The organism is Taibaiella sp. KBW10 (assembly GCF_003852495.1).
Classification (GTDB): Bacteria; Bacteroidota; Bacteroidia; order Chitinophagales; family Chitinophagaceae; genus Edaphocola.
The window spans coordinates 62,336-74,039 of the sequence record NZ_QAJI01000002.1; the positions used below are offsets into that span (position 1 = coordinate 62,336).

Below are 11,704 nucleotides of genomic sequence, written 5' to 3' on the forward strand. Positions count from 1 at the left end.
AAACATCCCCATAAAACTTCGAAACTATAGATCATTAATGTTTTACCTACAGTACGGCATTGCCCTATTTTGTTTAATGTTGTTGTATATATTTATTGCCAAGCGCTTTAATATTGTCGACGTTCCTAATCTCCGGTCTTCCCATAATCACATCATTGTGCGCGGGGCGGGTATCGTATTTCCTTTTTCCCTGATTGCCTACACGATTACGTTTTCGCAATATTATCCGCATTTTATTTATGTATTTGCCGGAGCCATGCTGATCTCCTTTATCAGTTTTGTTGATGACATTAAGAGTTTACCCGTATATGTCCGCTTGCCCATCCACATCATCTCCGTATTAATGCTGATGCATGGCTTTAGTGTTTTTGAAAACTGGCCGATATGGGTATCCGTAAGCCTGCTTTTTATTATGTTGGGGATCATTAATGCCTACAATTTTATGGATGGCATCAACGGGATGACGGCATTGTATAGCCTCATATCCTTTTGTTCGTTCTGGTATGTCATTAAATATACGGAACACATGGAGAGCACGGCTTTTGTAAATTATGGGATTGTTTCCTGCCTGGTGTTTTTGTTTTTCAACTTCCGCAAAAGAGCCATCTGTTTCTTAGGTGATGTGGGCTCTATCGGCTTAGGTTTTTGGACCGTCGCAGCTTTGGGGTATATCATCTTTCTACAACATCACTTTGAATACATCCTTTTCTTATCGGTATATGGTATTGATACGGGTTATACGATCTTAGAACGATTAAAGAAGAGAGAAAACATTTTTAATCCGCACCGCCAACATTTATATCAGCGCCTTGCAAATGAAGGAAAGCATAGCCACCTGGTGATTGCAACCATATATGCCGCAGTACAGCTATTGGTCAATAGTATCGTTGTCTTTACAGACTGGAATATTATTATAACGACCTTAGTCATCATTACTCCTCTGAGTATTGTGTACTTCCTGCTCAAAAGAAAATATTTGTGTTTTTCCTAAACGGCTAAGCAAGAATAAGTGTATTTTTACCACAATGACTCTACCTGTTCTATCCTGTAGCATTGTGTTGTATAATAATGACCATGAAGTGCTCAGCAATGCGATAAAAAGCGTGCTGCAATGTGGTCTTGTTCAACACCTATATTTGATAGATCATTCTCCCAAGCCCCTATACTCAGATACCTTTGACGACAAAAGGGTGCATTATCAATTTATGGATACCAATAAGGGTTATGGGGCCGGACATAATATTGCGTTACATAAAAGTATTGCCCAAAAGACACCTTACCATCTGGTATTAAACCCGGACGTTCACTTTGATTCGGGTACCTTGGAGTGCTTAATGGCTTATCTCTCTACACATCCTGATGTGGGCAATATCATGCCTAAAGTATTATACCCCGATGGCCGCCTGCAGTATCTATGCAAATTGCTTCCGAGCCCTTATGACTGGATCGGAAGAAGGTTTAATCCTGTAAAGAAGATGGTGGACAAGCGCAATGAATTGTTTGAATTGCGGTTCAGTGGCTATAATAAGATCATGGAAGTGCCTTATCTATCCGGTTGTTTTATGTTGCTGAATATGAAGGCCATCAAGGAAACAGGCTTTTTTGATGAGCAGATATTTATGTATGGAGAAGAAACCGATTTGTGCCGAAGATTGATCGCAACAGGTTATAAAACTATTTTTTTTCCCGATGCCACCATATACCATGCCTTTGAAAAAGGATCACATAAATCGTTTCGGCTAACTAAGATTGGCATGCAATCTGCCGTCTATTATTTTAATAAGTGGGGTTGGTTTTGCGATAAAGAACGTAAGCGAATCAATGCCAAAACTTTGTCTCAATTAGCGTATAACAGATAGTCTATTATGATACTGGTAACAGGTGCCAACGGTTTTTTAGGAAAATACATTTGTGCGGAAATACCACAAGCACAACGATACACCCTTTCTCGAAATAATGCCATGCTTAATATTGATCTCAGAAGTCCGTTTGACCTCCCCGATCTGGTATTTGAACACATCATCCACACCGCCGGAAAGGCGCACATGATCCCCAATACCAAGGAAGAGGAACAGGCTTTTTTCGATACGAATGTAACCGGTACTGCACACTTACTGGCTGCACTGGAAGAGTTACCTCAAAAACCAAAATCCTTTACTTTTATCAGTTCTGTAGCCGTTTACGGATGTGAATCGGGTCAGAATATTAAGGAGGATACGCCCTTAGCAGCCGAATCGGCTTATGGGAAAAGTAAAATCCTGGCAGAAAAAATAATCCAGGATTGGTGTACCAAACACAAGGTTATTTGTACCATTTTACGTTTACCTCTTTTAGTGGGGCATAATGCTCCGGGCAATCTGGCACGTATGCAGCAGGCAATCCAAAGAGGGACCTATTTTAATATTTACAAAAGCGATGCACATAAAAGTATGGTGCTGGCTTCGGATGTGGCTCAGGTACTATCAGGCTTATCTGCCCTGGGTGGGATCTATAATCTTACGGATGGTATACACCCCAGTTTTAAGGCGCTTAGTGAAGCAATAGCCCTTCAATCCGGAAAGAGACTGCCTTTAACAATCCCGCGCTTCCTGGCAAAAAGCACTTCTATAATGGGTAATTTTATACCCTGGATACCTCTAAATACCAACACTTTAAAGAAGATAACGACCGATCTTACCTATAATGATGATAAAGCCCGGCAGACGGGTTTATGGAACCCGCATCCGGTATTGGACTTTTACAAGTAATTTGCTGTTTTATACGCGGCATCTCCTACTTTTGCAGAAACCTGAAGTGTAATGAAATACTATATTATAGCCGGAGAAGCTAGTGGCGATTTGCATGCTAGTAATGTCTTAAAGGCATTAAAAACGCTGGATTCCCAGGCCGATTTCCGGTGTTGGGGAGGCGATTTGATGCAGGCTGCCGGCGGCTATATTGTAAAACATTACAAGGACCTGGCGTTTATGGGTTTTATTGAGGTGATCCAGCACTTGGGTACGATTTTAAAAAACATTAAATTTTGCAAAGAAGATATTCTTCAATACCAACCGGACGTGATTCTTTTTGTCGATTACCCGGGGTTCAATATGCGTATGGCCAAATGGGCCAAACTACAAGGGTTTAAGACCGCCTATTATGTTTCCCCAACGGTATGGGCATGGAAGGAAAAAAGGGTGCACCACATCCATAAATATGTAGATAAAATGATGGTGATCCTACCTTTTGAAAAAGCATATTATGACAAGTATGGCTATAAGGTGCATTATGTAGGACATCCTCTAATTGAGGTGATGGAAAAAGAATTGGCCATACCTTCCAGCCTCCTCCCGGAGCAAGGCAGAAAGACGATCGCCCTCTTACCCGGAAGCCGCACACAGGAAATTAAGAAGATGCTACCGGTTATCCTGGAATGCATGCAAGCGTATCCCGATTATGATTGTATTATTGCTCAGGCACCGGCACAGGAAGAGACCTTATACAAAAGCATTATCGGAGATAATAAGCAGGTACGCCTGCTAAAAAATAAAACGTACGATATTCTGAAAATAGCCGACGCGGCCATCGTAACCAGTGGCACGGCCACGCTGGAAACGGCGCTATTGGGTGTACCGCAGGTAGTGGTATATAAAACCAGCCCAACCACTTACCGGATTGCCCGGCATTTTGTTAAGGTAAAATACATCTCTTTGGTCAACCTGATCCTGGATAAACCTTCTGTAATGGAACTGATACAGGAAGACTGCACGGTAGTCCGGCTTTCGGCAGCATTAAAAGATATTCTTGACGAGGGTGCAAGGCGCCAACCCATCTTAGCCGATTATAAGCTTTTATGGCAGAGTTTAGCGCATCAAAACAAGGCTTCTTTAGAGGTAGCTCATATTGTATCTCAACTGGCACAAAAAAAATAGACGTAGGCTAAAAGCCCACGTCTATTTTTTAAACTATTTTCTGATCCTATTCACAAAGTGACTTTTTCAAATAATCAATAACAGCCACTTCTACGGCATCTACGTTTCTTTGTTCCGCCAGGTACCAGCTGATCCAATCACCCAAAAGTACGAGATACATTGCTTTCTCAAAATAGGTTTCCCCTTTGGCATATACATCAATAACGGTAGCGGTATATTGAGAAACAATATTTTTATTGATGGTAAAGCGTTTTACTATACGCTCATACTCATTTCCGGTATGTAAAAACAAAACGGCTAAATGCTCACTTTGGTCTTTCCATCCGACAAGCTCGTTATGGTTCATTTCCGGTATCACCCGCTCCCAACCTAAGATCTTGCTATTTTCATTAAATTGCTGGCGCCAACGCGTACCGATACCGGCGATATGTTGGTCTACATAGATAACCGGCATTTTATCGCCTATCTGTTGGGTAATTTCTAATGCCAGGGTTTTAATATCGCTATGCTGTGCATTTAAAAAGGTTACCGTTTCCTCCAGCTCTTGCTCAAAGTCACGGCCGATGATTTCATAATGTGCTAAGACAAATAGGATCTGGATAAAGGAATAACCGATACAGGCCCTTGGCGGCATGCCGCTGGGAATCTGTAACAAATCCATATTATGGTCATTGGCATATGCAGCAATCTTTCCTCCTGAGGTAATACAAACAATGCGGGCATTTTTTGCATTCGCTTCTTCCAGTGCCATCATGGTTTCTTCGGTATTGCCGGAATAAGAACAGGCAATAACTAAAGTATATTCATCTACAAAACCCGGCAGGAAATAATCTTTGCAGATTACGACCGGCACTTTTAATTGCTTATCTATATAGTTAGCGACAATCTCCGCCCCAATACCACTACCTCCTAAACCGGCCAACACTACATTCCTGATATTTGTTGCCTGGTGTTTAAACTGATAATGGCGACCAATATTCAATCCCTCCGTAATATGTTCAGGAAATTCCTGTATATATTCATTCATTACTCTATACTCACTCATGTATGTTTTAATTTTTTCTATAAGTTTATTTAATGTTTCCCGCGTTTTTTATCACTACCGGGTTGCCCACAGCCATCGCTCCATTAGGTACATCTTTACGCACAACAGCTCCGGCTCCTATGGTTGCCCATGCTCCTATCCGTACGCCCGGAATAATGGTTGCGCCTGCTCCGACATGCACTCCTTCTTCAATGACCACGTTACCACATAATGTAGCACCGGGAGAGATGTGTACATAATCGGCAATGACACAATCATGGTCTATTGATGCTCCTGTATTGACAATTGCATGCCGGCCAATCGTCACGTTTGCATTGATTATGGCTCCTGCCATAATCACCGTACCTTGCCCAACAGAGACTTTTCGCGAGACAACTGCTTTTCCATGTATTGCCTGGCCAAAATCATAATCTGATAAGGTGGTACTAATAGCTTTACGAATTTTATTATTTCCAATAGATATAATAAGACTCCTTGCTTTATCTTTTACCAAATTGTCGAAGCCTATTCTCGAAATTACTGCAACATTTTCAAAAATAGTCAAATTCGGATTATCGTCTATAAAATATTCAACATCGTGCCCCCCTGTTTCCAGTGTATCCAGAATCACACTACCATGCCCACTGGCGCCGTATAATATGAAATTTCCTGTGTTCATGCCTCTCCTTTAAATTTTTCCATCGTAACATTTGCAGCGGCGTTAATTCCTTCCGATTTAAAGACCTTCTTAATTGTAAGTGCTACAATTTTCAGGTCTAATCCAAGAGAGAGATTATCAACATACCAAACGTCATATTCAAATTTTTGTTTCCAGGAAATTGCATTTCTGCCATTCACCTGGGCCCAACCTGTAATACCGGGCCTTACTTCATGCCGCCTGGCCTGCTCTTTGCTGTATAAGGGAAGATACTCTTCCAGTAAAGGCCTTGGCCCTATTAAGCTCATATCTCCCTTAATTACGTTAAGTAATTGAGGAATTTCGTCTAAGGATGTTTTTCGTACAAAATTGCCGATCCCGGTCATTCTTTCGGCATCATTCAATAACATACCATGGGCATCTTTCTTATCGTTCATCGTTTTGAACTTTATGATACGAAATACCTTTCCGTTTTTACTCGGCCGGCGCTGAAAGAAAAAAGGCTTTCCCTGATTGGCAATGAACAATAAAACGGTAAGCGGTAAAAATATAGGAAAGAGTAGTATAAAGCCAACAATCGCAACGAAAAAATCTATTATTCTTTTTAGGCCCACACTATACATATTTCAATATACATATTTTTTTGCAAATGTACTTCTTTTTGTTTTGTTTCACATATATGCGCTACCGATTCGAAATTAATTACATTAAGATAACAATTCACCATACAAGGCTTTGGTAGCAGACCATACTGTTTCTTGCCGATAACGGGTAACAATCATGGGACGTGCATGCTCTTGTAACTGAGCCAGTAAGGCTTTATCCTGTAAAAATGTCTCTAGCGCTTCTTTTAATGCATCGGTGCTACCCGGAGGAATAATGATCCCATTTTGTTTTGGTATAATAATTTCATTACAACCATTAATATCTGTAACGATCGCGGGCAGCCCCATCGCTCCGGCCTGAAGAACCACATTCGGAAAACCCTCTCTGTAACTCGGAAAGGCCAAAGCATCACTGATCGCAAAATAGGATCTTACTTCTTTTTGAAAACCAACGGATATAATATTAGTGTTGGTTTGGATACAGGCAATCGTTTCCGGCAATAAGGGATCTAATTCCTCTTCATAATTTCCTACCAATAGTAATTTTACCTGCAGATGCTGCCTTGAAACCTCATTAAAAGCGGCAACCAATTCGTTAATTCCTTTATCTTTCACCAATCGCCCTACAAACACGAATACAAAATCCGCTTCTGTTATTTGCAAAGAGGCTTTTAGGGCTGCTATTGTTTCCGGTGTTACCGCATTTCGGTCAAAATATGCCGTATCTATACCATTTACATTTCCATTAGCCAGGATATTAAGGGGTTTAGCGGTAATCTTATATTGCTCCAAATCCCGTTTTACGCCTAATCCCTCCGGAATAATATAGGTGGCTGCGCTACACAGCAACTTATCCATTCGAATCAATATCTGCTGCAGCATACCTGTTTTTGAAGGAAAGATCAAACCGGTGAAGGTGTGTATCCGTACCGGTACCCCTGCCGCTTTTGCGGCCAGCATGCTGAGCAAGCCTGCTTTAGGCGTTATGGAATGCACGATTTGAGGCTTTTCTTTTCGGAATAACCGATACAGTTTAATCAGGGAGACTAGATCTTTTAAAGGGCTTATGGCCCGCTCCATCTTCAAGGAGATAACCTTAACACCTTCGCGTTCCCTTACGGTCTCCAAATGTTCGTCCCGACCGGATACTGCAATAACTGCTGCGTCCTGATTTAAATAGGCAAGTTGCCCTTTCAGTAAATAATCTAATGAAAGCGCAATAGTGGCGGTTCTGATGATCTTAGGCTTTAACAACTTGCTCATATAATGCGATGTGTTTATCTACCATAGTATCTATATTATATTGCCCGGCGCGTGCTTCACAGTTACGTACTGTTTGGGCATACAATTCTTTATCAGACGATAATTTTTGAATAATCTCTGCAAGTGCTCTTTCATTGGCACGTTCAAACAATATCCCTGCGCCGGACACCACTTCTCTAAGACCCGGTACATTACTGGCGACAAAGGGTTTGCCGGAAGCCATGCCTTCAATACTGGAAAGCGATAATCCTTCAAAATCAGAAGAAAGTACAATGATGTCGGACGATTTTAACAGGCTGGGTACATCCATTCTTTGCCCTAAGAAAAAAACACGATCCTGCAGATGCAAAGACGCGACCAGATCCTCGATTTTTGGCCTGGTTACCCCATCGCCAACGAGCAATACCTTAACCTGTTCCGGAAGGTGTTGCAGGGATTTGACAAGGGTGCCCTGATCTTTGCCTTCCCGAAATCCGGCCACCTGGATCAATAAAACATCGCTGTCTTTAAATGTGGGATCTATTTGCCGCTTTTCTAAAACCGGGGCATGTTTAATCTGTTGCAGATTGACGCCATTCTGAATAACGGGCAATCGCTCTTTGTTTAATCCTGTATGCTGGTGTATTATATTTTGTATTTCGGCTGTGATACAGATTATCTTCTCATAATATTTATACAGTACTTTATCTATTTTCTTGAGCCATCTGTGTTCTAATCTCCGATTTGTAGAACTATGCTCTGTAAATATTAGTTTCGTTTTAGCGGCTTTCAGTTTTTTAGCCAATACCGTCCAATATTGTGCCGGAAAAAGGTGTACATGTACCAGGTCATATTGTTTCAGGTATTTTGCTATTTGTCTAATATGCTTAGGACTGTAAACACTTACATCATGCAAAGTATGGTATATATTACAGCAATTCAGGGCTTCCAGCTGCTCATAAAAAGGAGTCTTTTTGTCATCTAAAAGCAGGATATCCATTTCTATCCCTTTTTGGCAATACAAAGGAATGGTCTCTAATAATAATTTTTCTGCCCCGCCTGTACCCAAACTATTGACAATTTGTAATATTTTCATGCGGATTATGATTTATTAAAATTCATTTGTGCTCCTTTCTTCACCTTACGGGCAATATATTGCTTTAATAACCATCCGAAAGGCAATGCCAGTGCGGTATACAATTTCAAGGGGGATTCTTTTATAAAGTGTTTGTTTCCAGCCATTAGCGAACTGGATACATAATGTATGTTTTCGACAAACCGTCTTTTCACGGAATGCACTACTTTCATGCGCTCTTTTCTGTAAAAGGCAAATCCCCTGGGGTTATTCCAATATTGTTTAAACATGCTAAAGCTCGAACCGTCGGGCTGGTACTCGACAACACACAAGACCTCGTTACAAACTAATAAAGGCATATCCTGGTCTACTAAATAGTATTTATAAGCCAGGCCTACATATTTTTCTCCTTCAAAAACAGGATACTCCGGATATTGTGTAATAATTTCCGTTCGATATACTAATTTCTTGTCGCCACTACCGCCGGCTTCATAATAGCCCAATAAGGTCGTTTCCTTTAGATCTTCGGGAAAAGAAGCCCCGATGATACCCCCACCGATCATTTGATCTAATCCGATAATGCCGGCAACACGATCGGTTCCATATTTTCGCCAAAAACCAACAATTACTTCTACCCCATTATCCGGCATATAATCATCTGAATCAATACAGACATTTAGTTCTGTATGAATATGTTTATAAGCGGTATTGTGGGCACCGTGCATACCTTGATTCTGCTGATAAATATACCTGATCGTAATTTTCTTTTCCAGAATCCATTGTTCCATCAATGCTTTGGTCTCGTCTATTGAGCCATCATCGATCACAAGCCATTCAAAATCAGTACTTGTTTGCTGTAAAAGGCTTTGGTATAGCCTCGGCAAAGTATGTGCTCTGTTATAAGCCGGTGTAAATACTGTTAACATTTTTTGCATTATCCTTTGATTACGAGCATGAAGTAGGTGAACATATAATATACTGCAATGGTTGCGGCCAAGATCATATTCTGATTTTTCCAGAATTTCATCTTCACTAAAGGATAAATAATGACTGGAGCCATCAAAAACCAAGACAGGTAAGCAATCCGATTACTATAATTGGCACGGATAACTAATATCCAAAAACCATTGGCAGTCAGAAAAGTATTAAATAAATGCACATAAAATTTTTCTGTGAATTTTTGTTTCAGGATAAAGTAGTATCCGGCAAATATGCCCATGGCCGAGTAGACGATAAAATCCCATCTGAACCCACGTACGGTTTGATTATCTACATTAGCACTTCCTAAATATGTGGTGCGCCCGTCATCCATAAAACCACTAAACAGCCCTTCCCAAAAGCCTCCGCTCGCCAAAGAAATCGGGATGAGCAACAGCCAACCGATTAATAATATCCTTGTATTTCGATAAAATGTAGCCATTACAAAACCGACCACCGGTATAATAACAGAGGAGTGAAACCCAAAAGCTAAAAACATTAAAGCATAGCATATGAGCTTTCGATCATAAAAGGTTAAGGCCAGGATAAAAATAGAGGTCGCAATCCCGTTTCTAAGTCCGTTTACCCCATACGACCAAAAGGAGAAGGAGCCGATAAACATAAAAAAGGCATAGAACCAGTAGTTTTTAAAATGCTTTTTGGCAAAAAGAAAGCAGGGAACAATATAAATGACATCAATTAATAAAAAGAATTGCTGCAAGGTCATCGTCTGGGCACTGAACTTTAGAAAGTTGGAAAAGACAAAATCCTTGCTTTTATAAGAGACAAGCCCTAATTGCTCCATTCTAAAGGAGTGTGCATAAAAATAAGAGTCCCCAAACTGAGGAGAATCGGGTCGCGTACCCATGTATAATATCACCCAGATCAATACCAAATAGCCCAAAACCCCGGTCATATTTATGGCTTTCAGGTTTTGCAGATTGATGGATAATAGATGCACGCATAACCCAAGCATGATGAGGAGTAATACATGAAAATATATCGTGGTATAATAAAATATGGGTAAGAAATCGAACATTTATTTTTTATCTTTTTGGGTCAGGGTCATCAGTAAATGGTTCCATGCGCCCATCACCACATCGGCACTAAACCGGGAAACATTGCGCCGGGCATTTTGCGCAAGATAATGCATTTTTTGATTGTCCCCAATCAACCCGGCCAATCGACGGGCATATTCTTCAAAATCGTTATATTTCGTCAGGAGGCCGTCGATATCGTGGTTAATAATGCTTTCGGGGCCATGCGGGGATTGGTAGCTGAGCACCACCATTCCGGATCGCTGTGCCTCCAACAATACCATAGGAAAACATTCGGTCTCTGAGGTCATCCCAAATATCTTCGCCTCATCCATTTTCTCTGCAAGTACTTGCGTTCCGCCCATTAAGTATGCCTGCGTTGTGAGCTGATGTGTATTGATCAGGTCTTGCAATTTATTTTTTAACGTGGCATCTCCTGCCCCATACAGGTGCAGGACCCAATCCGGGAAATCTTTGGCGACTATTGCCCAGGCTTTTAGGAGATGGTCGTACTGCTTTACCGGAGCGATTCTGCCGGCCGCCAATATAATATTTTTCTTCTTGTCTAGATCAGCTACCTCAGTTGCAGCCGCTTCTATAAAGTTAGTAATAATGGCTGTAGGGTAATCCGGAAAATAGGCTTGTTCTCTTTCGTTTAGCACGACAAGGCGGTCATATTTCTTTAACGTCTGAAACAGCCTTTTTTTAAGCCCTCCCATATTTTTGGTTAAGGTAAAGCCTGAAGCATGCAATTCTTTTATTTTGGGTATTGATTTATTGATATAAGGTAGGAAATATTGATCCGGGGTGAAACTTGTAGAAATCACCACATCAGGCTTGATCTTTTTTATGATCTGCTTTAATGCGGAGCAATGTTTTTGGCTTTTAAGAATGTTTACACGGGTAAAATAGCTTTTACTCAAATCGTATTGAATATTCAGATCAATATGCTGTACCTGTTCCACCAAAGGATACACAAAGGGCTTTTCCTGCTGACGACAGGTAATCAAGACCACTTCATATCCAAAATGGGTGATCCAGTAATTTATTTTTTGAGCCAGTATCTTCTCAATGCCTCCATGTTCAAAAAACTGATCAATTAAGTAGGCGATCTTCATAGTATAGGTATAGTCTGTTAATGGAAAATAGTTCTGCAAATAAAAACAAAATATTT

General features: G+C 40.7%; 12 protein-coding genes. 4 read left to right on the forward strand and 8 right to left on the reverse strand.

Annotation, left to right across the window (positions count from 1 at the left end; translation table 11 throughout):
• Positions 1–76 precede the first annotated feature (76 nt).
• From DBR32_RS03655 to lpxB, 4 genes are read left to right on the forward strand one after another with little or no spacing between them, the layout of a single operon-like run.
• On the forward strand, positions 77–991 hold the full coding sequence (locus DBR32_RS03655; RefSeq protein WP_158605899.1) for a glycosyltransferase family 4 protein: 915 nt from the start codon (positions 77–79) through the stop codon (positions 989–991).
• A gap of 34 nt (positions 992–1,025) precedes the next feature.
• A complete protein-coding gene (locus DBR32_RS03660) occupies positions 1,026–1,859 on the forward strand; it encodes a glycosyltransferase (RefSeq protein ID WP_124634950.1) in 834 nt (277 codons plus the stop codon).
• 6 nt (positions 1,860–1,865) lie between these two features.
• The gene (locus DBR32_RS03665; RefSeq protein WP_199724343.1) at positions 1,866–2,747 is read left to right on the forward strand and encodes an NAD(P)-dependent oxidoreductase; all 882 of its coding nucleotides are present in this window, start codon (positions 1,866–1,868) and stop codon (positions 2,745–2,747) included.
• Positions 2,748–2,798: 51 nt separating this feature from the next.
• Positions 2,799–3,911 carry a lipid-A-disaccharide synthase gene (gene lpxB / locus DBR32_RS03670; protein WP_124634952.1) on the forward strand — a complete coding sequence of 371 codons (1,113 nt, stop codon included), beginning with the start codon at positions 2,799–2,801 and terminating at the stop codon, positions 3,909–3,911.
• 46 nt (positions 3,912–3,957) lie between these two features.
• On the opposite strand, the gene DBR32_RS03675 is transcribed toward lpxB, so the two are convergent.
• The 8 genes from DBR32_RS03675 to DBR32_RS03710 form a co-directional block, all read right to left on the reverse strand.
• Positions 3,958–4,956, reverse strand: coding sequence for a bifunctional phosphoglucose/phosphomannose isomerase (locus DBR32_RS03675; protein ID WP_124634953.1), 999 nt, complete (start codon positions 4,954–4,956; stop codon positions 3,958–3,960).
• Between the two features lie 25 nt (positions 4,957–4,981).
• On the reverse strand, positions 4,982–5,614 hold the full coding sequence (locus DBR32_RS03680; RefSeq protein ID WP_124634954.1) for an acetyltransferase: 633 nt from the start codon (positions 5,612–5,614) through the stop codon (positions 4,982–4,984).
• Positions 5,611–6,216: a sugar transferase gene (locus DBR32_RS03685; protein ID WP_124634955.1), complete on the reverse strand. Its 606-nt coding sequence runs from the start codon at positions 6,214–6,216 to the stop codon at positions 5,611–5,613. Before DBR32_RS03685 ends, DBR32_RS03680 begins: the two co-directional genes overlap by 4 nt.
• A gap of 84 nt (positions 6,217–6,300) precedes the next feature.
• Complete coding sequence (locus tag DBR32_RS03690) at positions 6,301–7,461, reverse strand: glycosyltransferase family 4 protein (protein WP_124634956.1); 1,161 nt, start codon at positions 7,459–7,461, stop codon at positions 6,301–6,303.
• Positions 7,439–8,536 (reverse strand): glycosyltransferase, encoded by a 1,098-nt coding sequence (locus DBR32_RS03695; protein ID WP_124634957.1) that lies wholly within the window; start codon positions 8,534–8,536, stop codon positions 7,439–7,441. Before DBR32_RS03695 ends, DBR32_RS03690 begins: the two co-directional genes overlap by 23 nt.
• A 5-nt stretch (positions 8,537–8,541) precedes the next feature.
• Positions 8,542–9,441: a glycosyltransferase family A protein gene (locus tag DBR32_RS03700; RefSeq protein ID WP_199724344.1), complete on the reverse strand. Its 900-nt coding sequence runs from the start codon at positions 9,439–9,441 to the stop codon at positions 8,542–8,544.
• An 8-nt stretch (positions 9,442–9,449) separates the two neighbouring features.
• Entirely contained in the window at positions 9,450–10,532 is a 1,083-nt protein-coding gene (locus DBR32_RS03705; RefSeq protein ID WP_124634959.1) for an EpsG family protein, read from the reverse strand.
• Positions 10,533–11,687 carry a glycosyltransferase family 4 protein gene (locus DBR32_RS03710; protein WP_124634960.1) on the reverse strand — a complete coding sequence of 385 codons (1,155 nt, stop codon included), beginning with the start codon at positions 11,685–11,687 and terminating at the stop codon, positions 10,533–10,535.
• Between the last annotated feature and the right edge of the window lie 17 nt (positions 11,688–11,704).